The organism is Microbacterium paraoxydans (genome assembly GCF_020524545.1).
Taxonomy (GTDB): Bacteria; Actinomycetota; Actinomycetes; order Actinomycetales; family Microbacteriaceae; genus Microbacterium; species Microbacterium paraoxydans_C.
The window spans coordinates 422,110-446,466 of sequence record NZ_JAIVLG010000002.1 but is presented as its reverse complement, the minus strand read 5'-3'; the positions used below and the strand labels follow the sequence as shown (position 1 = coordinate 446,466).

Annotated in this window: 23 protein-coding genes; 12 read left to right on the top strand and 11 right to left on the bottom strand. The window is 69.3% G+C overall.

The window, feature by feature from the left end; all coding sequences use genetic code 11:
- The first annotated feature begins 10 nt into the window (after positions 1–10).
- The 3 genes from LC041_RS06755 to LC041_RS06745 are packed head-to-tail and all read left to right on the top strand — an operon-like array spanning position 11 to position 2,957.
- Complete coding sequence (locus LC041_RS06755) at positions 11–1,660, top strand: thiamine pyrophosphate-binding protein (RefSeq protein WP_226532284.1); 1,650 nt, start codon at positions 11–13, stop codon at positions 1,658–1,660.
- Between the two features lie 27 nt (positions 1,661–1,687).
- On the top strand, positions 1,688–2,542 hold the full coding sequence (locus tag LC041_RS06750) for a PhzF family phenazine biosynthesis protein (RefSeq protein ID WP_226532282.1): 855 nt from the start codon (positions 1,688–1,690) through the stop codon (positions 2,540–2,542).
- Between the two features lie 25 nt (positions 2,543–2,567).
- Entirely contained in the window at positions 2,568–2,957 is a 390-nt protein-coding gene (locus LC041_RS06745; RefSeq protein ID WP_226532280.1) for a VOC family protein, read from the top strand.
- A gap of 15 nt (positions 2,958–2,972) precedes the next feature.
- On the opposite strand, the gene LC041_RS06740 is transcribed toward LC041_RS06745, so the two are convergent.
- The 5 genes from LC041_RS06740 to LC041_RS06720 all read right to left on the bottom strand — a co-directional run bounded on the left by LC041_RS06740 (position 2,973) and on the right by LC041_RS06720 (position 8,586).
- Entirely contained in the window at positions 2,973–3,605 is a 633-nt protein-coding gene (locus LC041_RS06740; protein WP_226532595.1) for a response regulator transcription factor, read from the bottom strand.
- Positions 3,599–4,717, bottom strand: coding sequence for a sensor histidine kinase (locus LC041_RS06735; RefSeq protein WP_226532279.1), 1,119 nt, complete (start codon positions 4,715–4,717; stop codon positions 3,599–3,601). The genes LC041_RS06740 and LC041_RS06735 overlap by 7 nt, the downstream gene beginning before the upstream one ends.
- Positions 4,718–4,745: 28 nt before the next feature.
- Positions 4,746–5,501 (bottom strand): ABC transporter permease, encoded by a 756-nt coding sequence (locus LC041_RS06730; protein WP_226532277.1) that lies wholly within the window; start codon positions 5,499–5,501, stop codon positions 4,746–4,748.
- A 1-nt stretch (position 5,502) separates the two neighbouring features.
- Positions 5,503–6,477: an ABC transporter ATP-binding protein gene (locus LC041_RS06725; protein WP_226532275.1), complete on the bottom strand. Its 975-nt coding sequence runs from the start codon at positions 6,475–6,477 to the stop codon at positions 5,503–5,505.
- A 237-nt stretch (positions 6,478–6,714) separates the two neighbouring features.
- Positions 6,715–8,586: an FAD-dependent monooxygenase gene (locus LC041_RS06720; RefSeq protein WP_226532274.1), complete on the bottom strand. Its 1,872-nt coding sequence runs from the start codon at positions 8,584–8,586 to the stop codon at positions 6,715–6,717.
- Between the two features lie 143 nt (positions 8,587–8,729).
- On the opposite strand from LC041_RS06720, the gene LC041_RS06715 reads away from it, so the two are divergent.
- A complete protein-coding gene (locus tag LC041_RS06715) occupies positions 8,730–9,440 on the top strand; it encodes an IclR family transcriptional regulator (RefSeq protein WP_226532272.1) in 711 nt (236 codons plus the stop codon).
- Positions 9,441–9,551: 111 nt separating this feature from the next.
- On the opposite strand, the gene LC041_RS06710 is transcribed toward LC041_RS06715, so the two are convergent.
- Positions 9,552–10,931: an MFS transporter gene (locus LC041_RS06710; RefSeq protein ID WP_226532271.1), complete on the bottom strand. Its 1,380-nt coding sequence runs from the start codon at positions 10,929–10,931 to the stop codon at positions 9,552–9,554.
- 154 nt (positions 10,932–11,085) lie between these two features.
- On the opposite strand from LC041_RS06710, the gene LC041_RS06705 reads away from it, so the two are divergent.
- The 8 genes from LC041_RS06705 to LC041_RS06670 all read left to right on the top strand — a co-directional run bounded on the left by LC041_RS06705 (position 11,086) and on the right by LC041_RS06670 (position 19,605).
- The gene (locus LC041_RS06705; protein ID WP_226532269.1) at positions 11,086–12,552 is read left to right on the top strand and encodes a fumarylacetoacetate hydrolase family protein; all 1,467 of its coding nucleotides are present in this window, start codon (positions 11,086–11,088) and stop codon (positions 12,550–12,552) included.
- Entirely contained in the window at positions 12,549–13,235 is a 687-nt protein-coding gene (locus tag LC041_RS06700; protein ID WP_226532267.1) for a GntR family transcriptional regulator, read from the top strand. Before LC041_RS06705 ends, LC041_RS06700 begins: the two co-directional genes overlap by 4 nt.
- The gene (gene hpaE, locus LC041_RS06695) at positions 13,232–14,731 is read left to right on the top strand and encodes a 5-carboxymethyl-2-hydroxymuconate semialdehyde dehydrogenase (protein WP_226532265.1); all 1,500 of its coding nucleotides are present in this window, start codon (positions 13,232–13,234) and stop codon (positions 14,729–14,731) included. The genes LC041_RS06700 and hpaE overlap by 4 nt, the downstream gene beginning before the upstream one ends.
- A gap of 23 nt (positions 14,732–14,754) precedes the next feature.
- Positions 14,755–15,921: a 3,4-dihydroxyphenylacetate 2,3-dioxygenase gene (gene hpaD / locus LC041_RS06690; protein WP_226532264.1), complete on the top strand. Its 1,167-nt coding sequence runs from the start codon at positions 14,755–14,757 to the stop codon at positions 15,919–15,921.
- 9 nt (positions 15,922–15,930) lie between these two features.
- Positions 15,931–16,716, top strand: a complete 786-nt coding sequence (locus LC041_RS06685) for a fumarylacetoacetate hydrolase family protein (RefSeq protein ID WP_226532263.1) — start codon at positions 15,931–15,933, stop codon at positions 16,714–16,716.
- Positions 16,701–17,501 carry an HpcH/HpaI aldolase family protein gene (locus LC041_RS06680; RefSeq protein WP_226532259.1) on the top strand — a complete coding sequence of 267 codons (801 nt, stop codon included), beginning with the start codon at positions 16,701–16,703 and terminating at the stop codon, positions 17,499–17,501. The genes LC041_RS06685 and LC041_RS06680 overlap by 16 nt, the downstream gene beginning before the upstream one ends.
- Before the next feature lie 111 nt (positions 17,502–17,612).
- Complete coding sequence (locus LC041_RS06675; RefSeq protein ID WP_226532257.1) at positions 17,613–18,860, top strand: MFS transporter; 1,248 nt, start codon at positions 17,613–17,615, stop codon at positions 18,858–18,860.
- 22 nt (positions 18,861–18,882) lie between these two features.
- Positions 18,883–19,605 carry a DUF6882 domain-containing protein gene (locus LC041_RS06670; RefSeq protein WP_226532255.1) on the top strand — a complete coding sequence of 241 codons (723 nt, stop codon included), beginning with the start codon at positions 18,883–18,885 and terminating at the stop codon, positions 19,603–19,605.
- Positions 19,606–19,636: 31 nt separating this feature from the next.
- On the opposite strand, the gene LC041_RS06665 is transcribed toward LC041_RS06670, so the two are convergent.
- The 5 genes from LC041_RS06665 to LC041_RS06645 are packed head-to-tail and all read right to left on the bottom strand — an operon-like array spanning position 19,637 to position 24,285.
- Entirely contained in the window at positions 19,637–20,425 is a 789-nt protein-coding gene (locus LC041_RS06665) for an ABC transporter ATP-binding protein (RefSeq protein WP_226532254.1), read from the bottom strand.
- Positions 20,422–21,243: a siderophore-interacting protein gene (locus LC041_RS06660; RefSeq protein WP_226532252.1), complete on the bottom strand. Its 822-nt coding sequence runs from the start codon at positions 21,241–21,243 to the stop codon at positions 20,422–20,424. The genes LC041_RS06665 and LC041_RS06660 overlap by 4 nt, the downstream gene beginning before the upstream one ends.
- On the bottom strand, positions 21,243–22,265 hold the full coding sequence (locus tag LC041_RS06655) for a FecCD family ABC transporter permease (protein ID WP_226532250.1): 1,023 nt from the start codon (positions 22,263–22,265) through the stop codon (positions 21,243–21,245). The genes LC041_RS06660 and LC041_RS06655 overlap by 1 nt, the downstream gene beginning before the upstream one ends.
- Positions 22,262–23,302, bottom strand: coding sequence for a FecCD family ABC transporter permease (locus LC041_RS06650; RefSeq protein WP_226532249.1), 1,041 nt, complete (start codon positions 23,300–23,302; stop codon positions 22,262–22,264). Before LC041_RS06650 ends, LC041_RS06655 begins: the two co-directional genes overlap by 4 nt.
- Complete coding sequence (locus tag LC041_RS06645; protein WP_226532248.1) at positions 23,299–24,285, bottom strand: ABC transporter substrate-binding protein; 987 nt, start codon at positions 24,283–24,285, stop codon at positions 23,299–23,301. Before LC041_RS06645 ends, LC041_RS06650 begins: the two co-directional genes overlap by 4 nt.
- Positions 24,286–24,357 lie beyond the last annotated feature (72 nt).

Genomic DNA, 24,357 nt, shown 5'->3' with positions numbered 1-24,357 from the left:
AGGCTTCCGCATGCCCACCGTGTCCGCGCACGTCGCCCTCACCCTCGCCCAGCACATCGACGCCGTCTTCGGCGTGATGGGGAACGGCAACGCCTACTTCCTCGATGCCCTCGAGAAGCAGACGGAGGCGACGTTCACCGCCGTCCGCCACGAGCAGGGCGCCGTGGTCGCCGCCGATGCCCACTTCCGCGCTTCCGGACGGATCGCGGCCGGCACGTCGACGTACGGCGCCGGTTTCACCAACACGCTCACGGCCCTCGCCGAGTCGGTACAGGCGCACGTGCCGCTCGTTCTCGTGGTCGGCGATGAACCCACCTCGGGGCCTCGCCCGTGGGACGTCGATCAGATCGCGCTCGCATCGGCGGTCGGTGCGCGCACCTATACCGTCGGTCGTGCGGATGCCGCCGCGACCACCGTGATCGCGATCGAGCACGCCCTCACGTATCGGGTCCCCGTCGTCCTGGCGATCCCGTACGACGTGGCCTCCCTCGATGCCGGAGAGGTGCCGCCCGCGCCGTCACCGCGCGTCCCCGCCCCTCTCGCCCCCCGCGGGGAGTTCGCCGACGGGATGCTCGACGAGATCGCGACGGCCCTGGCCGGTGCTGAACGCCCGTTCCTGCTCGCCGGCCGCGGTGCCTGGCTCGCGGGGGCGAGTTCGGCGCTCGGCAAGCTCGCCGCGGCGACCGGCGCCCTGACTGCGTCGTCAGCCCTCGGCCGCGGAGTGTTCCCCGACTCGCAGTACGACCTCGGTGTGACCGGCGGCTTCGGCGCGGACGGTGCCATGGAACTCATCCGCACCGCCGACGTCGCCGTGGTGTTCGGCGCCTCGCTGAACCAGTTCACGATGCGGTTCGGCGAGCTGTTCGCTCCCGGCACGCGGGTGTTCCAGATCGACATCGCGCCCGCGGCGACGCACGCGCATGTGGGCGGCTTCGTCCGCGCGGACGCGCTCGTCGCTGCCGAAGCACTCGTGGACCGCATCGGCAGGACCGAGACTGCGACGCCCTGGCGGGAGAGCGTCGATGTCGCCGCCGCCCGCACCTACGATGACGGCGACGAGCTCGCCCCCGACGGACGCCTCGACCCGCGCTCCGCCGCCCGCCGTATCGCCGAGCTGCTCCCCGACGACCGCATCGTGGTCTCCGACGGCGGGCACTTCATCGGCTGGGCGAACATGTACTGGCCGGTCGCGGCCCCCGACCGCATGATGATGGTCGGCACCGCGTTCCAGTCGATCGGTCAGGGCTGGCCGAGCGTCGTCGGGGCCGCTCTGGCGCGGCGCGAGTCGACCGTGGTGCTGACCTCCGGGGACGGCGGCGGGCTGATGGCGATCGCCGACCTGGAGTCCGCGGTCCGCGCCGCCGGGGGCCGGGGTATGGCAGTCGTGTGGAACGACGCCGCGTACGGGGCCGAGGTGAACCTCTACGGCCTCAAGGGACTCGCGGAGGGACCGATGCGCATTCCCGAGGTGGACTTCGCAGCGTTCGGAGCGGCCGTCGGCGCGGAAGGTGTGGTCGTGCGCACGCTCGCCGACCTCGATCGACTCGCGACGTGGGCTGCCGAAGATCCGTCATCGCGCCGGTTCCTGCTCCTCGACCTGCGCATCTCCGGCGACGTCATCGCACCGTACCAGCAGGAGATCATCCGCGTGAACTCCTGACTGCGGCGGTCCAGTAGGCTCCTCGCCATGCCCGATCACACGCAGATCCTGCGCTACAGCGCCTTCGCGGCTGCGCCCGGCGGAGGAAACCCCGCCGGCGTCGTCCTCGACGCGTCCGCCCTCGACGACGACGCGATGCAGCGGATCGCCGCCGACGTCGGGTTCTCCGAGACGGCCTTCCTGGTGGGCGGCGGCTCGCACGAAGGCGCACCTCGGGTCCGGGTTCGGTACTGGTCTCCGGCGGCGGAAGTGCCCTTCTGCGGTCACGCGACCGTCGCGACCGCTGTCGCCCTCGCCGAACGGGATGGGCCGGGAACCGTGGTCTTCGACACCGCGGCAGGCCCGGTGACGCTTCGCTCGGAAGTGGATGCGAACGGCACCGTCACCGTGTCCTTCACGAGCGTGGAACCGGAGGTGCGAGATCTCGACGTCGGCGTACGCGACCGGCTGCTCGGGCTTCTCGGCCTCCTCCCCTCCGACCTGGATCCGCGGTTCCCGGTGCAGGAAGCGTTCGCGGGCAACTGGCATCCGATCGTCTTCGTGGCCGACCCGGAGCTGTTCCATCAGTTCCGCTTCGCCCCCGCCGACGTCGCCGGCCTGATGCGCGACCAGGGCTGGCTCGGGACGGTGACGGTGCTCCATGCCGACGACCCCGCCGAGATCGAGGCGAGGAACCTGTTCCCGGTCGGCCGCATCACGGAGGACCCGGCGACCGGATCCGCGGCGGCAGCGACGGGAGCGTATCTGCGGCACCAGGGCGTCCCCCTGTCGGTGACGCGCATCCGCCAGGGCGCGCACGTCGGGCGTCCCAGCGAGCTCCTGGTCACGATCCCGAGCAGCGGTGGCATCGTCGTCTCCGGAGGCGCCACCCGCATCGGATGATCCGGCACTCTGACAGACTCGGAAGATGCCGGGATTCCATCACGTCGAGCTGTGGATCGCCGACCTCGATGCCGTTCGGTCGGAGTGGGGCTGGATCCTCTCCAGGCTCGGTTTCACGAGGGCGGACGCGTGGACCGAGGGGGAAACCTGGACCGGCGGGGACGCCTACCTCACGCTCACGACCTCGCCGAACCTCTCCGCTGCGGTGCACGACCGCCGACGCGCGGGACTCAACCACCTCGCGTTCCAGGGTGGCGACCGGAGCGATGTGGACGCGATCATGGCTGAGGCAGCCGACCGCGGTTGGCACCCGCTCTACGCAGACCGCTACCCTCACGCGGGCGGAGACCAGCACTACGCCGGATGGCTCGAAAACGCGTCCGGCTTCAAGATCGAGGTGGTCGCGGAACGCTAGCTGCGACCCGGATCGTCAGATCCACCCCTTGTCGAGGGCGATCCGCACCGCCTGTGCACGATTCGCTGCGCCCGTCTTCCCGATCGCAGCGGACAAGTGGTTGCGCACGGTGCCCGCCGAGAGGAACACCTCCGCAGCAATCGCCGCGGCCGATCGGCCGTCCGCCGCGAGCCTGAGCACCTGCCGCTCTCTGTCGCTCAGCGGGTTCGCCCCGTCGAACAGGCTGTCCGCCGCGAGCACGGGATCGAGCACGCGAAGCCCCGCGTGCACCCGACGCACGGCCTCCGCGAGCTGTTCGGCGGGAGTGTCCTTCACGATGAAGCCACTCGCGCCGGCGTCCAACGCCGAACGCAGATAGCCCGGCCGCGCGAACGTCGTGACGACGAGAACCCGCGTCCCGGAACTCGCCTCACGGATGCGTCTGGTCGCCTCCACGCCGTCCATCCCCGGCATCTGGATGTCCATCAGGCACACATCCGGCCGCAGCTCTGCCACGAGCCGGACCGCCTCGGCACCCTCGGAGGCCATGCCGACCACCGCGAGATCGGGCTCCAGGTCGAGCAGGGCTCCGAGGGCACCGCGCACCAGCGCCTGGTCGTCGGCGATCAGCAGGCGGATCGTGCTGCCGTCGTGCGACGCGTTCACCAGGTCACCTCCACGCGAGTGCCCGGCTCGCCGGACGAACCCGCCGGACCGATGAGGAACCCCGCTCCTCCAGCCGCCGCGCGCTCCCGCATGCCGTGGATGCCGTTGCCCTCGTCACCGCTCACGCCCACCCCGTCGTCCTCCACGATCATCCGTCCCGGCGCGAACAGCACCTGCACCCGACGTGCCTGCGAATGCCGGAGCGCGTTGGTGGTCGCCTCCCGCAGGATCCAGCTCGCGGTGAGGGCCTGAACGGGAGACAGAGCGCCGGGCTCACCGTCGACCCGCACCTCGATGTCGGCGGCACGGAAGGAGTCCCGTGACGACGCGAGCTGATCCACGAGCGTCGTCGCACGCGCTCCGGCCACCGTCGAGCGCACCCCGGCGATCGCTTCGGCGGTGAGTCGCTCGATGTCGGCGAGCTCGGCCTTCGCCCGGTCGGGATCGGAGTCGATCAACCGCCGCACCAGTTGTGCCTTGAGCCCGACGACCGTCAGCGAGTGGCCGATCAGATCGTGCACGTCGCGGGCGACGGCTTCGCGTCCTTCGCTGGTCGCCAGCTCGAGTCCCAGACGCTCCGCCTCCTGCGAGCGGATGATGAGCCAGGTCGACACCGTGTTCACGACACCGAGCAGCACCACGATCGCGAGCACCGACAAGTAGGTGGAGCCGCCAGGGATGAGGAAGACGCTGAGCGCGGTGACCACCACCGCAACGATCGTCGTGATCCAGTGCACGAGGCGGGTCAGCCCGTACGAGGCGAACGACATGATGAACGGCAGGAAGCTCAGAGCCGAGCCGCCCTCCGCGGGGATGGAGGTCAGCGCGCAACCGATCAGTGCCGCGAAGGTCGCCCACTGTCGTCTCGACGGCGGACGCCCCAATCCCCCGCCTCCTCGCATGCCGTGCATGAAGCCGGTGACGTAGAGCACGACGAAGGCGACAAGGGCCACCCAGCCGACCACCACCCACACCGGTGCCGCCTCGGAGCGCACGAGCGCGATCACCGGATAGACCAGGAAGACCAGCCAGACCACGGCCATCAGCCAGCCGAACCGCGCCCAGGGGTCCTTCCCTGCGGCACGGCCGGCCATGCGTGTCGAGTGCTGCGTCATCCGTCCAACCTACTGTCGGTGCGCGCCGCTACTGGCGCGCCCGCGAGCGCTTGATCCCCATCGTCACCAGCAGGACGAACAGCGCCAGCCAGACGGCGACGTTGAGGAACAGCATCCACAACTCGTCGGTCTGCCCTGTGGTGAGCACGCCTTCCGTCAGCGGCCAGCGGCTCAGCGCGACGAAACCGTAGAGAGGAGTGAATCGAGCGATGTCGAGCATCACACCGTCGAGCGGCATGAAGACGTTGCCGAAGAAGGCGAAGAACGTCATCGAGATGGAGGCGAGCGCCGCCGCGGAGTCCGAGCTGAAGAACAGACCGACCCCGAGTCCGAACAGCCCGTAGATCAGGCCGATCCCGAGGATGATGCCGGCGGTCGCGACCCAGCGCCAGGCATCTTCCACCTGCGCTCCCGTCATCATGCCTGCGGCGAAGACCGCCAGCAACGCCAACGTCGCGAAGGAGACGGCGGTGAGCAGCTTCGTCAGCGCGTAGCCGGCGGTGGTGAGCGGGGTCATCGCCAGTTGCCGCCCCCAGCCCTGCTTCGCTTCAGTCGCGGCAAGGGAGGTGAGCGAGCTCATCGCCACGGCGGTACCGTACGCTGCCATCGAGGTCATCACGTAGAACGAGACGTTGCCGTTGCCTGCCGAGAGGGAGCCGTAGCCCATCCCGGCGCCGAACAGCAGGTACATCGCGACCGGCATGGCCAGGGTGAACGCGAGCGTGTAGGGATTGCGCAGCTGGCGGACGCCTTCGATGCGCAGCATGGTGGGTGAGACGAGCATGTCAGTTCTCCGTGAGCGCCGTGAAGGCGGTTTCGAGGGTGGGAGCGGCGATCTCGAGATCGTGAGCGCCGTGGTCGAGGAGGAGGCGGGCGACCGCGTCGGAGTCCGCCGCACGAAGGCTCACCCGATCACCGTCCAGACGCACGTCCGCGATGCCCTCCGTGGTCGTCAGCGTCGCGACGAGTGCCGTCGAGGACCCGGCGACCGTCGCCGAGACGGTGCGCTCGCCGAGGCTTGCGCGCAGCAGAGTGGTGGGCGCGTCGGCGACCACGGTGCCGCGGTGCATCACCACCGTCCGGCGCGCGAACTGCTCCGCCTCCTCGAGGTAGTGGGTGGCGAAGATGATCGTGCGCCCGGCATCCGCATCCGCCCGCATCACGTCCCAGAAATGACGACGAGCGGTGACGTCCATGCCCGCCGTGGGCTCGTCGAGCACGAGGATGTCGGGGTCGGAGACCATCGCGAGCGCGAACTTCACGCGCTGCTGCTCGCCACCGGAGCACTTCGCGACACGGCGACGCGAGAGGTGAGCCAGATCGGCGCGCGCCATGACCTCGGGAACCCGCGCCAGCGCGTCCGATCCGTGCAACGAGGCGATGAGGCGCACGGTCTCCCCGACGGTCAGGTCGCCGAGCAGGCCGCCGGTCTGCAGCACCGCTCCGATCGCCCCGCTCGACGTCGCGCGTTCGGGCGTGACACCGAGCACCCGCACGGTACCGCTGCTGGGCTCGGTGAGTCCGAGCAGCATGTCGAGTGTCGTCGTCTTGCCTGCACCGTTGGGGCCGAGCAGTGCGACCACCTCACCGCGCCGGATCGACAGGTCCACCCCGTCGACGGCCTGCACGCGGCGGTCACCCACGCCGAAGTGTCGCTTCACGGCGCTCAGTTCGAGCACCACGGGATCATCGTTCGGGGCCTCGGATGCCGGTCGCGCGGTGACCCGCGTCGCCGACTCGTCCACAGCGGAGTTGTTCATGCCTCCAGCCTCGCCCCTCGCTGCAGCGGCTGCCGGAGGGCGGTGTCATCTCCTCGACGTGACACGTGTCATGTCGCCACGCCCGCTCTGCTCCTTCATCCGGTCGCGTTCCCCGTTGCTGTCCCCCGCTCCCGCTCCCGCGGAATGCAGGAGAACTCACGGAATGAAGGAGCAGTTGGGCGGCGAAACGCTCCTTCTTCTCGCGCGTTCTCCTTCAGGATGAGAGGCCCGGCCGGCTCAGCGCGCGGGAAGAAACGCGCCTTCGAGGAAACCCGCCAGCTCGGCCGTGTCGTCGAGCGGGAGGATGGCCGCCACATACTGGTCGGGTCGCACGACGACCACCGCCCCTTCGCGCGACAGCTCCCGCGCCTCGAAGATGTCGGTCTCGCACCACTTGCTGGGGCCCGCCGCATAGACCTTCTCCCAGTCCGTGAGCCCGAGCGGTCCGGTCTTCGGCTGGAACAGCGCGGGAGCAGAGGTGACCTCGACCTCTTCAAACGGCTGCTGGTAGACCGCCTTGATGTCGAAGACCGCGTCGACGTCGGCATCGGCCGGGGTGAAGCGGGCGAACAGCGGCTCGGCTTTCTCCGCCCAGGCGGCAAGCGCGTCGCCGGTGCGGTCACCGAACGCGTAGACGCGCCAGCGGCCGTCGGCCTTCGCGTGGTGCCCCAGATGGATGACGTTGCCGTCGCCGACCCGCACGACCTCGGCCGACTTGAAGCGCTTGCCCAGCGGATAGCCGGCTGCCAGGGCCTGATGGGTGCCTGCCCCGGTGATCATGGACGAGGTGTACTGCGTCATGAACCCGGACGGGAACTCGGCCGTGGCGAGGTAGTAGGTCGCCAGTTCGTTGGGGTCGGAGATCTCCTCCGGCTTGCGTGCCATCAGGCTCGACCACTCCCGGTCGAAGTCGATGAGCTGCTGTGCCACCGGTCGTCGTTCCGCGCCGTACGTCGCGAGCAGCGTCTCGGGGGCGCGGCCGGTGAGGACCGAGCCGAGCTTCCACCCGAGGTTGAACCCGTCCTGCATCGAGACGTTCATGCCCTGGCCGGCTTTGGCGCTGTGGGTGTGGCAGGCGTCACCGGTCAGGAACACCCTCGGCGTGCGTCCCGATTCGTCGAACACGTCGTCGAAGCCGTCGGTGACCCGGTGGCCGACCTCGTACACGCTGTGCCAGGCGACCTCACGCACGTCCAGCGTGTACGGGTGCAGGATCTCGTTGGCTCTGCGGATGATCTCCTCGATCGGCGTCTGCCGCACCCGATGGTCATCGTCGTCGGCGACTTCACCGAGATCGATGTACATGCGTGAGAGGTAGCCGCCTTCACGCGGGATGTGCAGGATGTTGCCCGCTTCGGAGTTGATCGCGCACTTGGTGCGCCAGTCCGGGAAGTCGGTGTTGACGAGGACATCCATCACGCCCCAGGCATGCGCGGCGGACGCTCCCACGTGCGTGCGCCCGATCGCCTGGCGCACCCCGCTGCGAGCGCCGTCGCAGCCGACGACGAACCGAGCGCGGATCGTCCGCTCCTCGCCTGCGCGCTCTCCCACGACGTAGCGGATGCCCACTTCGACCGGGTACGCACCCTCGTCATGGACGGTGAGCCCGGTGAACTCCACGCCGTAGTCGGGGACGATCCTGCCCGGTCCGTGCGCAGCGGACTCGGCGAAGTAGTCGAGCACCCGCGCCTGATTGACGATCAGGTGGGGGAACTCGCAGATGTCGTAGGCATAGTCGGACGTGCGAGAGGTGCGGACGATCTCGTCGCGCTTCTCCGGGTTCGGACCCCAGAAGTTCATCCACCCGATGTTGTACGCCTCGGCGATGATCCGCTCGGCGAAGCCGAACGCCTGGAACGTCTCGACGCTGCGCGGTTGGATTCCGTCCGCCTGGCCGAGCGGGAGACGTCCGTCGCGCTTCTCGATGATGCGCGTGGCGATGCCGGGGTACTGCGACATCTGAGCGGCGAGCAGCATACCCGCGGGGCCGGAGCCGACGATGAGGACGTCGATCTCATCCGGGATGTCGGTGGGCCGGTCGGCGCCGATTCCGGCGGCGTCCTGCACGCGCGGGTCAGCGGAGACGTATCCGTGGTGGTGGAACTGCATCGTCGTCGATTCCTTCCGGACTTCTTCGTCGGTCTTGCCTGGGGTCTTGCGCCGTCACACAGATTGTTCTATATTCGAACAAGCTGTTCTACTATTGAACACAGCGTAGCCCGCGGCGCCGTACATCGCAAGGGAGCACCCGCATGCCCGAGACCACGACGAGCTCCCCCGCCTCGCAGACTCTGAGCCGCGGCATCCGTATCCTCGAGGTCCTGGCCGACGCACGGGGTTCGCTCACGATCGACGAGATCTCCACGCGTCTCGGCGTGCACCGCTCCATCGCCTACCGCCTGGTGCGCACGCTGGAAGACCACCGCCTGGTGACGCGCGACGCCGCAGGGGCTGTTGGTCTCGGTGCCCGGATGGCAGCGCTCGCAGCCGGCGTCGCACACGACCTCCAGGCCGAAGCACTCCCCGAGATCACCGCGATCGCCAACGAGCTGGGCATGACGTGCTTCCTCGCCGTGCTCGACGGCGGAGAGTGCATCACGCTGGCGAGCGTCGAGCCCCGCCATGCGGTCGCCAGCGTCGCACAGCGCCCCGGCGCCCGGCATCCGGTGACCGTGGGCGCACCCGGCAAGGCCATCCTGGCGCAGCTTCCGCGGAACGAGTGGCCGGCCGGCGCCCCGTCCTCACTCCCTTCGGACGTCGAGACGACCAGGGCCCGCGGCTTCGCGACCAGCCACGACGAAGTCATCCCCACCGTGCAGTCGGTGGCGGTACCGCTCGCCCTGCGGGGTCAGCGCCCCGCTGCGATCGCCGTCGTGCACGTGGCGACCGCGCTCGACGACGCCGCGATCGCCGCACGCCTCCAGCGTTCTGCCGCAGCCATCCGCGACTCGCTCGCAGGCTGACCTCCCCTCCCGCCCACACCAGCGTGTGCGGGATCAAAAACGCACCTCTACGCGTGGGTAGAGGTGCGTTTTCGACCCCGCAGCGCGAAGGGGGGCGAAGGGGTGGGAGGGTCAGGCCTTCGCGAGCCCGTAGATCGGGCTGACGGACTGCTCCTCCTCATGATCCGGGCCGAGCGGGATGCCGGAGCGATCGCGAAGCAGGAGCGTGGCGATCAGTCCGAGAACGGTCATCCCGGCGAGGTACCACGTGACGGCGTCCGTCGAACCGGTCGCACTCACGATGGCCGTGGCGATCGTCGGCGCGAAGGCCCCTCCGGCGATCGCACCGATCGCGTACGAGATCGACACTCCCGAGAAGCGGATGCTCGCCGGGAACAGTTCGGCGTACAGCGCCGCCTGCGGGCCGTAGGTGAAGCCGAGGCCGATGGTCAGAATCGCGAGACCGGCGAACAGCAGACCGATCTCGCCGGTGTTCACGAGCGGGAACAGCGTGAACACGCCGATCAGTTGCAGCACCCAGCCGGCGACGTAGGTCGTGCGACGGCCGATGCGGTCGGAGAGCCATCCGGCGATGAGGGTCGTGAGCAGCCAGGTGACCGCGGAGCCCGCGACAGCCCAGAGGACGGGTCCGCGCTCGAGGCCGATGGGACCCTCGGGGTTCGTGGCGTACCCCTGGATGTACCCACCGGTGGTCATGTAGCCGACCGCGTTGTTGCCCGCGAAGACGAGCGCGGCGACGATCACGAGGAGCAGGTGCTTGCGGAAGAGCTGAGCGATCGGCATCTGCGCCTTCTCCTTGCGCGCGGCGAGTTCGGTGAAGACCGGGCTCTCCTCGACCTTGCGACGCACGTAGTAGCCGACGAGGATCAGCACCACGCTGAGCAGGAACGGCACACGCCATCCCCAGGCGATGAACTGCTCACCGGGGGCGATCACGGTCATCAGCGCCATCACGCCCGAGGCGAGAAGCAGACCGAGGGGGACGCCGATCTGCGGTGACGCACCGAAGATGCCGCGCCTCTTGCGCGGGGCGTGCTCGACGGCCATCAGCACCGCGCCGCCCCATTCACCGCCCGCGGAGATGCCCTGGATGATGCGGAGCAGCACCAGCAGGATCGGAGCCGTGATCCCGATCGTCTCGTACGTGGGCAGGAGTCCGATGAGGGCGGTCGCCGCGCCCATCAGGATCAGCGTCCACATGAGGACGGCCTTGCGCCCGAGCTTGTCGCCGTAGTGGCCGGCGAGGAACGCGCCGAGCGGGCGGAAGAGGAAGCTGACGCCGACGGTGGCGAACGCGACCAGCGCGCTGTTCGCCCCCAGCGGCTCGAAGAACAGCTGCCCGAACACGAGCCCGACCGCTGTGGCGTAGATGAAGAAGTCGTACCACTCGACGGTGGTCCCGACGACGGTGGCGAAGACGACGCGGCGCCGATCCGCCGATGTCGCGATGGTTCCGGTGGGCGTGAACCCATCCTGTGACTGCCCGCTCATGGGGTGTCTCCTTCTGGTTGTGACCGCATTGTCACGGCGCGCAGCGGAACGGATCCAAATGCTTGCCGAGGGGTGAACCGATGATATATGATTTCGAATACGACGCACAAGGCGTCCCGCACGACAACGCAGACGAGCGCGAGGAGGCGCCCCCGTGACGGAACCCATCGACCGCCCCGGCAAGATCATCGCGATCCATTTGAGCTACGCCTCCCGTGCCGATCAGCGCGGCCGACGACCCGCCTCCCCCTCCTACTTCTTCAAGCCGACGAGTTCCGTCGCTCCCTCCGGAGGCACCGTCGAACGCCCCGCCGGCACGGAGTTGCTCGCGTTCGAAGGGGAGATCGCCCTCGTGATCGGCACCTCCGCGCGCAGGGTCCCGCTGGACGAGGCCTGGTCCCACGTCGGCGGCGTCACCGCCGCGAACGACCTCGGCCTGTACGACCTCCGCGCGAACGACAAGGGCTCGAACGTCCGCTCCAAGGGCGGCGACGGCTACACCCCGCTCGGCCCGGACGTGATCGACGCCCGCTCGGTCGACCCCGAAGCCCTCCGCGTGCGCACCTGGGTCAACGGCGAGCTCCGCCAGGACGACACGACGGCGGGACTCATCTTCCCCCTCGCGCAGCTCGTGGCCGACCTCTCCCAGCACTTCACCCTCGATCCCGGCGACGTGATCCTCACCGGCACACCCGCCGGTTCCTCGGTCATCGTCCCCGGCGATGTCGTCGAGGTCGAGGTGGACGCCCCCACCGCTCCCGGCGCCCCGACGTCGGGCCGGCTCCTCACCACCGTGACTCAAGGCGATGTCCCCTTCGACGGCGACCTCGGGTCGCTGCCCGCGGTGGACGACCTGCAGCGCACCGAAGCCTGGGGCTCGCGCGCGGAGGCGGGTCTCGCGCCGATCCAGAGCACCCGCCTGTCCCCCGAACTGCGCACGCTGCTGCTGGAAGCCCCGACCGCCGGGCTCTCGGCTCAGCTCCGCAAGCGTGGTCACCACTCCTGCTTCATCGACGGGGTGTCGGTCAACCTCCCGGGTCGCAAGGTCGTCGGCACCGCGAAGACGCTGCGGTTCGTGCCGTTCCGCGAAGATCTCTTCGCTGCGCACGGCGGCGGGTACAACGCCCAGAAACGCGCCTTCGACGCTGTCGAGGAAGACGAGGTCATCGTCATCGAGGCGCGAGGCGACGCCACGACGGGCACCCTCGGCGACATCCTCGCGCTCCGCGCGAAGACTCGAGGGGCGGCCGGCGTGGTCACCGACGGCGGGGTCCGCGACTTCGATGCCGTGGCCGAGATCGGCCTGCCGGTGTTCTCCCAGGGCGCGCACCCCTCGGTCCTCGGACGCAAGCACGTGCCGTGGGACGTGGATGTGACGATCTCCTGCGGCGGCGCGACCGTGCAGCCGGGCGACATCATCGTCGGCGACAGCGACGGCGTGATCGTCATTCCCCCCGCCCTGGCCGAAGAGGTCGCCGCGGATGCGGTGGCCCAGGAGATCGAGGACGCCTGGATCGCCGAGCAGGTCGCCGCCGGGCACCCGGTCGACGGGCTGTTCCCCCTCAACGCGGAGTGGCGTGCCCGCTATGACGCCGCCGTCGCCGACCGGGACCCGCGATGACCACGGTCGCCAGCGCCAGCAAGTCGGAGCAGGCCTACGTCTGGATCCGCTCCCGCATCTCCGCGCACACTTTCGGGCCCGGGTACCGCCTGGTGCTCGGCGCGATCGCCGAGGAGCTCGACATGAGCGTGGTCCCGGTCCGGGAGGCGATCCGCCGTCTCGAGGCGGAGGGGCTCGTCACGTTCGAGCGCAACGTCGGCGCGAGGGTGACGCTCGTCGACGAGAGCGAGTACGCGCACACCATGCAGACCCTCGGGCTCGTCGAGGGCGCGGCCACAGCGCTCTCCGCTCCCCTGCTCGACGCCGACGCCCTCGCCGAGGCCGCGGAAGTGAACGAGCGCATGACGCGACTGCTCGACCACTTCGACGCACACAGCTTCACGGAGTTGAACCGCCAGTTCCACTCGGTGCTGTTCACCCCGTGTCCGAACCCGCATCTGCTCGACCTCGTCCATCGGGGCTGGGCCCGACTCTCCGGCATCCGCGACACCACTTTCGCCTATGTCCCGGGGCGCGCCCACCACTCGGTCGACGAGCACACGCAGATCCTCGAACTCATCCGCGAAGGGGCCGACCCGCTCGAGATCGAGCTCGCCGCCCGCAACCACCGTTGGCGCACGAGGGACGCGTTCCTCGATGCACTGCACACCCGTACCGCTCACGCGACAGGAGAACCGTCATGACCGATTCGCGCATCCCCGCCGACCTCCCCGACCACATCCAGCACTACATCGACGGCGCGTTCGTCGACTCGGTCGACGGCGACACGTTCGACGTCCTCGACCCGGTCACGAACGAGACCTACACCACCGCCGCCGCGGGCAAGAAGGCCGACATCGAGCTCGCGGTCGCCGCGGCCAAGCGCGCGTTCGACGAGGGCCCCTGGCCGCGGATGCTCCCCCGCGAGCGCTCGCGCGTGCTGCACAGGATCGCCGACATCGTCGAGTCCCGAGACGCCCGTCTGGCCGAACTCGAATCCTACGACTCCGGCCTCCCGATCACTCAGGCTCTGGGCCAGGCGCGTCGCGCCGCCGAGAACTTCCGCTTCTTCGCTGACCTCATCGTGGCGCAGTCCGATGATGCGTTCAAGGTGCCCGGTCGCCAGATGAACTACGTCAACCGCAAGCCGATCGGCGTCGCGGGCCTCATCACGCCGTGGAACACTCCCTTCATGCTCGAGTCCTGGAAGCTCGGCCCCGCGCTCGCGACCGGCAACACCGTCGTGCTCAAGCCGGCCGAGTTCACACCGCTGTCCGCCTCGCTGTGGGCCGGCATCTTCGAAGAAGCCGGCCTCCCGCAGGGCGTCTTCAACCTGGTGAACGGCCTGGGTGAGGACGCGGGTGACGCGCTGGTCAAGCACCCCGACGTTCCCCTGATCTCCTTCACGGGTGAGAGCCGCACCGGACAGATCATCTTCGGCAACGCCGCGCCGTTCCTCAAAGGCCTGTCGATGGAGCTCGGCGGCAAGTCGCCGGCCGTGGTCTTCGCCGACGCCGACCTCGAAGCCGCCGTCGACGCCACGATCTTCGGTGTGTTCTCCCTCAACGGCGAGCGCTGCACCGCGGGGTCGCGCATTCTCGTCGAGCGGTCGATCTACGAGGAGTTCGTCGAGCGCTACGCCGCACAGGCGCAGCGCGTCAAGGTCGGCTACCCGCACGACCCCGCGACCGAGGTCGGGGCCCTCGTGCACCCCGAGCACTACGACAAGGTGATGAGCTACGTCGAGATCGGCAAGACCGAGGGCCGCCTGGTCGCCGGTGGCGGACGCCCCGAAGGATTCGAGGAGGGCAACTTCGTCGCACCGACCGTGTTCGCCGACGTGTCCCCCGACGCGCGCATCTTCCAGGAGGAGATCTTCGGGCCGGTCGTCGCGATCACGCCGTTCGACTCCGACGACGAGGCGCTGTCGCTCGCGAACAACACCAAGTACGGGCTCGCCGCCTACATCTGGACCAACGATCTCAAGCGCGCGCACAACTTCGCGCAGTCGGTCGAGGCGGGCATGGTGTGGCTGAACAGCAACAACGTACGCGACCTCCGTACCCCGTTCGGCGGTGTGAAGGCCTCGGGCCTCGGCCACGAGGGCGGCTACCGCTCGATCGACTTCTACACCGATCAGCAGAGCGTGCACATCACGCTCGCGGCCCACTCGCACAACCCGACCTTCGGCAAGAACTGAAATCCCTGAGCAAGGACGCTGACATGACCGACAAGACCGCCAAGACCCTGACCTCCTCCGGCTACTACGTGAGCCAGGAGGCGCCGATCCAGAGCGACAACCCCGTCGCGACGCCGAAGAGCACTCCGCCGGACATCCTGCGCTGCGCGTACATGGAGATCGTCGTGACCGACCTGGCCGCCTCACGCCAGTTCTACGTCGACATCCTCGGCCTGTACGTGACCGAGGAGGACGACGAGGCGATCTATCTCCGCTCGACCGAGGAGTTCATCCACCACAACCTCGTTCTCCGCAAGGGCCCGATCGCCGCCGTGGCGGCCTTCTCCTACCGGGTGCGCACTCCGGAGGACCTCGACCGCGCCGTCGCGTTCTACTCCGAGCTGGGCTGCGACGTCCGCCGCAACGAGCACGGCTTCGTGAAGGGCATCGGCGACTCCGTCCGTGTCGTCGACCCGCTCGGCTTCCCGTACGAGTTCTTCTACGCCACCGAGCACGTCGAGCGTCTCTCCTGGCGCTACGACCTGCACACCCCCGGTGAGCTCGTCCGTCTGGATCACTTCAACCAGGTCACCCCCGACGTGCCTCGCGCTGTGCGCCACTACCAGGACCTCGGATTCCGGGTCACGGAGGACATCCAGGACGAGGAGGGCACCGTCTACGCCGCGTGGATGCGCCGCAAGCCGACCGTGCACGACACCGCAGCGACCGGCGGTGACGGCCCCCGGATGCACCACGTCGCCTTCGCCACGCACGAGAAGCACAACATCCTCGCGATCTGCGACAAGCTCGGCGCTCTACGCCGGTCCGACGCGATCGAGCGCGGTCCTGGTCGTCACGGCGTCTCGAATGCGTTCTACCTGTACCTGCGCGACCCCGACGGGCACCGCGTCGAGATCTACACGCAGGACTACTACACGGGCGATCCCGACAACCCCGTCGTCACGTGGGACGTGCACGACAACCAGCGCCGCGACTGGTGGGGCACCCCGGTCGTGCCGTCGTGGTACACCGACGCCTCGCTCGTACTCGACCTCGACGGCAACCCGCAGCCCGTGGTGGCCCGCACCGACTCCAGCGAGATGGCGGTCACGATCGGCGCCGACGGCTTCTCCTACACGCGTGCCGACGAGGGAGAGAAGTCGATGCCGGAGTACAAGCAGGGCGAGTACAAGCTGGGCCACCAGCTCTAGGGGGCACGGATGCTGTCAGAGGAGACGATCACTCGGATCGCCGCGGAGCTGGCCGAGGCCGACCGCACCCACGCTGTGATCCCCCGGATCACGGCACGGTACCCGGAGGCCACGGTCGAGGACTCCTACGCGATCCAGGGTGTCTGGCGCGACACGCAGATCGCTGCGGGCCGCCGCCTCGTGGGGCGCAAGATCGGGTTGACGTCGAAGGCCATGCAGCAGGCGACGGGCATCACCGAGCCGGACTACGGCGTGATGTTCGACGACACCGTCCACGAGTCGGGCGCGGAGATCCCGGTCGATCATTTCTCGAACGTGCGGATCGAGGTCGAACTCGCGTTCGTGTTGAAGAAGCCGCTCGAAGGCCCCGACTGCACCCTCGAGGATGCCCTCGAGGCGATCGACTACGCCGTCCCCGCACTCGAGGTGCTGAACTCGCACATCGAGCTCGAGGGCCGCACGATCGTCGACACGATCAGCGACAACGCCGCCTACGGGGCGATGGTTCTCGGCACGGTGCACAAGCGGCCAGATGAGATCGACCTCCGGTGGGTCCCCGGGGTGCTCTCCCGCAACGGCGAGATCGAGGAGACCGGAGTGGCGGCGGGCGTGCTGGGCCACCCGGCCACGGGAGTCGCCTGGCTCGCGAACAAGTTCCATCAGCACGGCGCGCGATTGGAGGCGGGCGAGATCATCCTGGCAGGATCGTTCACACGCCCGATGTGGGTGTCGCGCGGCGACGAGGTGCTGTGCGACTACGGACCGATGGGAACCATCACATGCCGCTTCGTCTAGAACCGTCGTTCCGCGAGAAGCTCACCGCCTCCGACCGTCCCCTCGCCGGAATGTGGGTGTGCTCGGGCAGCCCGCTCCTCGCGGAGGTCGCCGCGGGGTCGGGACTCGACTGGCTGCTGATCGACATGGAGCACTCGGCGAACACGCTCGAGTCGGTGCTCCAGCAGCTCCAGGCGGCCGCCGCCTACCCCATCACGCCGGTGGTGCGCGTCCCCTCCAACGACGTCGTCGCGATCAAGCAGGTCCTCGACCTCGGCGCGCAGAACCTGATCGTCCCGATGGTGTCGTCCGCCGACGAGGCGCGGACAGCGGTCGCCGCCACCCGCTACCCTCCGGCGGGAGTCCGCGGCGTGGGCAGTGCGCTCGCACGCAGCGCGCGGTGGAACCGCATCGACCGCTACCTCCAGGAGTCCGCGCAGCACACCTCTCTCACGGTCCAGATCGAGACGAGCGCAGGAGTCGAAGCCGCGGCCGAGATCGCCGCGGTCGACGGTGTCGATGCGGTGTTCGTCGGCCCCTCCGACCTCTCCGCGTCGATGGGCCTGCTCGGTCAGCAGACCCACCCCGATGTCACGGCTGCGGTGAAGACCGTCTTCGACGCCGTCACGGCAGCCGGGAAGCCGGTGGGTGTGAACGCCTTCGACCCCGCCGCGGCGGACGCCTACCTCGCCGCGGGCGCCGACTTCGTGGCCGTCGGCGCGGACGTGGCGCTGCTCGCCCGCGCCTCCGAGGCCCTCGCCGCACGCTTCATCCGCGCGGACGGCATCACCCGCGCCAGCTACTGACACTTCGAATCGCGCAACCGGCTGCTCCGGCGGCCTGGATGGGACCATTTGCGCGATTCGAAGGTGTCCGCCGTGGCAAGATGATCGGATGCGCACGAGCGAGCCGGTGAGATGATCCGCGGCCTCGCCGCGATGCAGGACCGGAACTTCCGCTGGTTCTTCCTGGCGCGCGCGATCACGATGATCACCGGCTCGATGTCGTCGATCGCCCTCGCGTTCGCCGTGCTGGAGATCGACAACGATGCCCGCTCCCTGTCCTTCGTCCTCACCGCCTTCACCGTCAGCAACATCGTCTTCGTGCTGTTCGGCGGCGTCATCGCCGACCGCCTGCCGCGTGCCCTGATCATCCAGGCCTGCTACGTGGTGGACATCCTGTCCATCGGCACGATCGCGGTGCTCCTGTTCACCGGCAACGCGACGATCCCGCTGCTCATCCTGCTCTCGATCGTCAACGGCGCATCGACCGCTTTCGTCCTCCCCGCGATGCAGGGCATCATCCCGCAGCTCACCACCCCGGAGCACCTGCAGCAGGCGAACGCGATGCTGTCGTTCGTCCGATCCGCCGTCACGATCGGCGGTCCGGTCCTCGCCGGGATCCTCGTGGCCACCGCCGGCCCCGCCTGGGCGATGGTGGTCCAGGCCGCGGGCTGGACGATCGCGATCCCCGTGCTCGCTCTCGTGAGGCTGCCGCCGCCGTCGCACGCCGGCGGCACCGGGATGCTCCACGATCTCAGGATCGGGTGGCAGGAGTTCTGGAGCCGCTCCTGGTTGTGGACGGTCGTGCTGGCCTTCATGGTGATGAACGCGATCCACATCGGCGCCTGGGGTGTCGTCGGCCCCTACATCGCGAAGAACAACGACCTCCTCGGTATCACGGGCTGGGGATGGGTGCTCAGCGCCGAGGGCGTCGGCGTGCTGCTGATGACGCTGCTGCTGATGTGGTTCCCGCTGCGGAGGCCGCTGCGCTACGGCATGATCGGCATCGCCGCGTTCGCGATCCCGGTGACGATACTGGGCGTCCATCCCGCCGTGGTCCTGCTCGCGATGGCCGCGTTCATCGCGGGCGCCGGCGCGGAGATCTTCAGCACCGGATGGAACCTCGCGCTGATGGAGAACGTCCCGGGCGAGAAGCTCTCCCGTGTCGCCAGCTACGACATGCTCGGCAGCTTCGTCGTGATGCCCGTCGGCACGCTGATCTACGGCTGGCTGATCGCGCATGCGGATCCTGAGACCGTGCTGGTGACCTCGGGCATCGTCTACGCGTCCGTCGCGCTGCTCACCCTGATGGTGCCGAGCGTGTGGCGGATGGGGCGGCCGGAGGCGGTCACCAAGCCCTCCTCCGAACTAGCGGATTCATAGCATCTCCGACGAGACTGTCGGCATGACCTACGTCGCCCTCCAGCCCCTCGCCGACCGTGCCGCTCTGTTCGTCGCCCTCCGTCAGGACGCGCTCTCCGCCGCCGCCGATGCCCTCGGCGAGCACCGCTGGGACGCGGACATGGCGCAGGGAACGCTCACCTTCACCGCGAACGACGACCCCTCGCGTCAGCTCGTCACACGCGCACACCTGATCGCCACGATCGCGCCGGGGCCCCGCTCGCTGCTGTGGGCGTGGGCCCATCCCAGTGGTGACCCGCAGGGAGTCGCGACGCAGCTGCACGCCTACGGGACCGAACACGGCATCATCGAGCTGACCACGCCGGAGGTACCGTTCCCCGCCGAGGCCTCGGGCGACGACGAGTGGATCGCGCAGGCCGCGCACACGATCGGAGGCGCCGCGGTCGAGCTCACCGGGCGCTCACCGTACTACTCGGCACCCGTCGGCAACGGCACCCGGGCGGTGTTCCTGCTCGACGCACCCCTGGCACCGCTCACGGTCGCGGTCGCCGTCGTCGCGCTGCCTCGCGTGCTCTCGGGACTGGACCTCTCCGACGCCCGCACGGCGGTGTGGGACCTCGCGCGGCTCGCGGGCTGGACCCTCACCTGGACCGACGAGTCCTTCTCGGGCGCGATCGTGACGGATGCCTCGGGGACGGCGACGTTCCGCTTCGACGAGCAGGCCCGCATCAGCGGCATCGAGAGCACGCTCAACGCACAGGCCTGACACCCGCGCGCCGTCGCGGCCCGTCGGCAGGTCATCGCCGTCGGGGCACCACCATCGGTGTCGCCGTCTCCGGATCGTCGATCACCGTGCATTCGAGGTCGAAGACCTGCGTCATCACCTCCGGTGTCAGCACCTCGGCGGGGGCACCGGTGCGGACGATGATGCCGTCTCGCATCGCCACGATGCGGTCCGCATACCGAGCAGCCTGGTTGAGATCGTGCAGCACGGCCACGACCGTCGTCCCGTGGTCGCGGTTGATCGCCCGGAAGAGGTCGAGCATGTCGAGCTGGTGCGTGATGTCGAGGAAGGTCGTCGGCTCATCGAGCAGCAGCACCTCGGTCTCCTGCGCGAGCGCCATGGCCAGCCACACGCGCTGACGCTGCCCTCCCGACAGCTCGTCCACCGGTCGGTCCGCGAGCGCGGTGACCGAGGTGCGCTCCATGGCGTGGCGGACGGCGTGCTCATCGGCCTCGCTCCAACTCGCGAAGGGACGGCGGTGCGGGTAGCGACCGCGGGCGACGAGGTCGACGACCCGCATACCGTCCGGCGCTTCGGCGGACTGACTGAGCAGGCCCACCTCTCGTGCCAGCTCCTTCGCGCCACGCGTGCGGATGTCACGGCCATCGAGCAGCACCGCACCGGCGAGAGGTGGGAGAAGGCGGGCGATGGTTCGCAGGAGAGTCGATTTCCCGCAGGCGTTCGGCCCGATGATGGCGACGAAGGAGCCGCGTGCGATGGTCAGGTCGAGATCCACCGATACCGGGCGCGCGTGCGGGTGTCCGGCGGTGAGTCCGCGGACGTCGAAGATGTCGTCCGTCACAGTCCGTTCCTCGCCAGCAGATCGTCGACCATGTCCCGCTGCGTCTCATCGTCGCCGCCGTTGTCCCAGATCGCGGCGATGCGTTGCTCCAATCCGGGGTGGCGTGCGAACTCCGCCGCCCAGCGCTCCTCGTCACGACGCCAGTAGCCCATGGTCATGTACCGCGACCGCGGCCATCCGAGCGTGTGCCTGACGTGCCGTCTGATCTGGCGCATCAGGGAGGACTCCCCGGAGAACCAGAGGTAGCTCGACGCATCGAAAGCCGCTGTGGCGGTCACCGTTTCGGCGAGCATCTCCTGCGCCGGTACCCACCGCACCTCGTCTCCTTCCCGGAACGGCAGGCGCTGCCGGTCGACCGGGTCGTCCACCGTGAGGATCGCCGACACCGGAGCGTCGTGGGGTGCGCGCTCCTCGAGGATCCGCCCGATCGCCGGGAGCGCGGTCGCGTCTCCGACGAGGAGCACCCGTTCCACGCCCGTCGGCGGCGCGTAGTGGCCGCGCGGGGCGTCGAAGGCGACCTGATCGCCGACCACGGCCTCTCGCGCCCAGCCGGTCGCCGGGCCGTGCGCGTGCACGACGAAGTCGATGTCCAGGCGACCGCTCGCCCGATCCCAGGCCCGCACCGTGTAGTAGCGCTTGACCTCCCGGCCCTCCGAGTCCCGCAACCAGAGGCCGAAGAACTCGTCCGATCGCCCACTGGACTCGAAGGGAACCCCCTCGGCGGTGCGCGCACCGCCGAGGCTTATCCGCAGCATGTTCGGGGTGATCACTGCGCGCGACACCACCTCGGCCGTGTACAGGGGGACATCGGTGCGCATCAGCGCCTCCTTCGATTCGCTCCGGAGAGCATCCACGCGAGATAGAGCCCGCCGATCCCGATCGTGACGAGTCCGGTGGGCAGGACGACGGGTGCGAACAGTCGCATCGCGAGCAGATCGCTGACCATGAGCAGCACGGCACCGGTCATCGCCGCGGCTGCGAACGGCATCGGACCGCTCCTCCAGAGTCGTCGGGCGATCTGGGGGGCGGCGAGGGCGATGAATGCGATCGGCCCCGCCGCTGCGATCGTCACGGCGAGCAGCACGACGCCCGCGATCATGGCGAGAAGCCGCAATCGGGACGGCGTGACCCCGAGCGACACCGCGCGGTCCTCGCCCAGCTCATACAGGGCGAGAGCCGGTCGGAGCACGGCGACAGCCACACCGCCGAGGGCGAGAGCGCCGAGGATCACCGGCAGCCATCTGCCGTCGATCCCGTTCAGCGAGCCGGCTCCCCAGATCGCGGCGCTGCGAGCGACGACGTCATCGGCGGCGATCTCGATCATGGTGTTGACGGCCCCGAGCAGGGCCGTCAACGCGATACCGACGATGATCAGCCTGGTTCCGCTCGCGCCGCGCCAGGCGGCGAGCGCGAACACCAGGGCCGCGGCGAGGATGCCGCCGCCGATCGCGCCCGCCGTGAGCGCGACGGTGCTCACGGATCCGCCGACGATCACGATCAGCGCCCCGGTATAGGCACCCGCCGAGAAGCCGAGGATGTCCGGACTGCCGAGAGGGTTGCGCGTGAGCACTTGGAACAGAGCCCCGGAGAGGGCGAGCGCTGCGCCGATCGCCGCGCCGAGGACGACCCGCGGCAGCCGCCAGCCGACCACGATGAGCCGCGTTCCCGGATCTCCACCACCCACGAGCGCGCTCAGCGCGTCCGCCGCAGAGATCGGCGCGTCCCCGAGCATCAGCCCCGCGAGACCGATGCCGGCGAGGGCGAGAGCGGAGACCGTCCAGATCACGACCGTGCGCGAGCGCATCGCGGCCGGTGGGGCCACGATCGATGCGCCCGTCACGAGGGCGCTCCATCGGCCTGGACGCGGCGGGACAGCACGAGGGCGACGAGCAGCGGAGCGCCCAGGAAAGCGGTCATCACGCCGACGGGGATGGTTCGCGGCGCGATGATCATGCCGCCGAGGAGGTCGGCCACCAGCAGCAGGATGGGTCCGGCGAGAACGCTGTAGACGAGCAGCCGTCGGGTGTCGGGGCCGAACACTGCGCGCAGGGCGTGCGGGACCAGGAGCCCGACGAAGGCGATGGGTCCGGCAGCCGCCGTCGCCGCGCCGCACAGCACGGCGATCACGATGAAGCTTCCCAGGCGGATGACGCCGACGTGTCCGCCCAGCGCTCTGGCGGTGTCCTCTCCGAGGGCGAGCAGGCCGATTCCCGGGGCGAGGACGGCCACGAGCACGAGTCCCCCCGCCACGACGGCCAGCGTGAGCAGCGCCGCCTCGAGAGAACGTCCGCCGAGCGCTCCCGCTCCCCACAGGCGCATTGCCTGGTAGGACGCGGGATCGATCAGGCTCAGCGCAGATGTCGCCGCGGAGAGCACCGCGGCGACCGCCACGCCCGTGAGCGCGAGGCGGCCTATGGAGGCTGCGCGCCCGACCCCGCCGAGGAGAGCGACGACCGCACTGGCGATGGCCGCTCCGAGGAAAGCGAACCACATCGTCGAGGCGAAGTCGCCGATGCCGAGCACCACGATGGCGATGGCGACCGCGAACGAGGCCCCGGCGTTGACGCCGAGAAGGCCGGGTTCGGCCAGGGGATTGCGCGTCAGCGTCTGCATGATCACGCCCGCGACCGCGAGGGCGCTCCCCGCGGCGATGCCGATGAACGTGCGCGGCAGACGCACGTCCCGCACGATCAGATCGGCTTCGGTGCCCGTCGGTGTCGTGAATGCGCGGAGCAATTCGTCCGGGGAGAGCGAACGCGGACCGACCGCGATGCTCACCGCCACCACGGCGACCAGGAGGGCCAGCACGATCGGCAGCACGATCGCGTCGGGGGGACGACGTCTGCGGTGTCGTCCCCCCACGGTGATGCTCGTCACTGCGAGAGCGGTTCGAGCACCTTGGCGGTGAGCTCGTCGATCCACTCCTCGGCGCTGCGGTAGTCGGTGACGTTCGCGACGAGCCCGAACACGTTGCCGGTCTCGGCGATCTCGAGCTGCTGGAAAAGGCTGCTGTCGATCACGTCCTGGATCGCGGGCATCTTCGTGCCGTCGGGGTTCTCGTACGTGAGCCCCACGGTGACGCCGTCGAGAACCTCCCCGATCCGCTCCAGCGGGAAGGACACGTAGCCGGCACCGCCCTCCCCCGCTGCCGGGATGCCGTCGCCGTACGCGAGACCCATCTCGTTGACGATCAGGTTGCCGGTGGATCCTGTCGGCAGCTGGATCGAGAACTGGCCGGGCTCATCGCCGAGGGAGAAGTTGGCCCAGGTGTTCGCGGCGATCACGTCCGCGTACTGCTCCTTCACCTCGTCGCGACGGGCCTCGTACGATGCCTTCGCCTCCGCCCAGGTGTCGTGGGCTCCGAGCGCGGAGGCCAGATCCTCGGTGATCGTCTGCCAATCGCCGCGCTCGTCTCCGCCGACGATCACGGTGGGGGCGATCTCGCTGAGACGCTCGAAGGTGGCCTCGTCGACTTCGTAGGCGTCTCCGACGATCACGTCGGGCGTCGCGCCGGCGAGCGCCTCGAAGTTGACCTCGCCGTAGGTTCCGACCTTCGCTGCGTCGGCGATGTAGGCCTGCTGCTCGTCGGTGTACCCGTCGATCCACTGGCTGTAGTCGATCGCGGCCACGACGGGGATGTCCAGCGACATGACCTGCCAGGGGGTGTCGTACGAGATCGCGGCGACGCGCTCCGGGTCGGCGGGGACGGTGACCTTCCCGTAGACGGAGTCGACCACCAGAGTGTCTCCGTCGCTCGCCGAGCCGTCGGGCGACGGATCGGAAGAGCAGGCGGTGACGACGAGGAGCGGGACGATGGCAACTGCTGCGAGACTGATTCGCAGACGCGATGATAGGCGCACGGGTTCTCCAATTAGGCAAGGGTTACCTAATTATGTCCGGCTGAAGTGCCCGATTCGATGCCAAGACTTGCG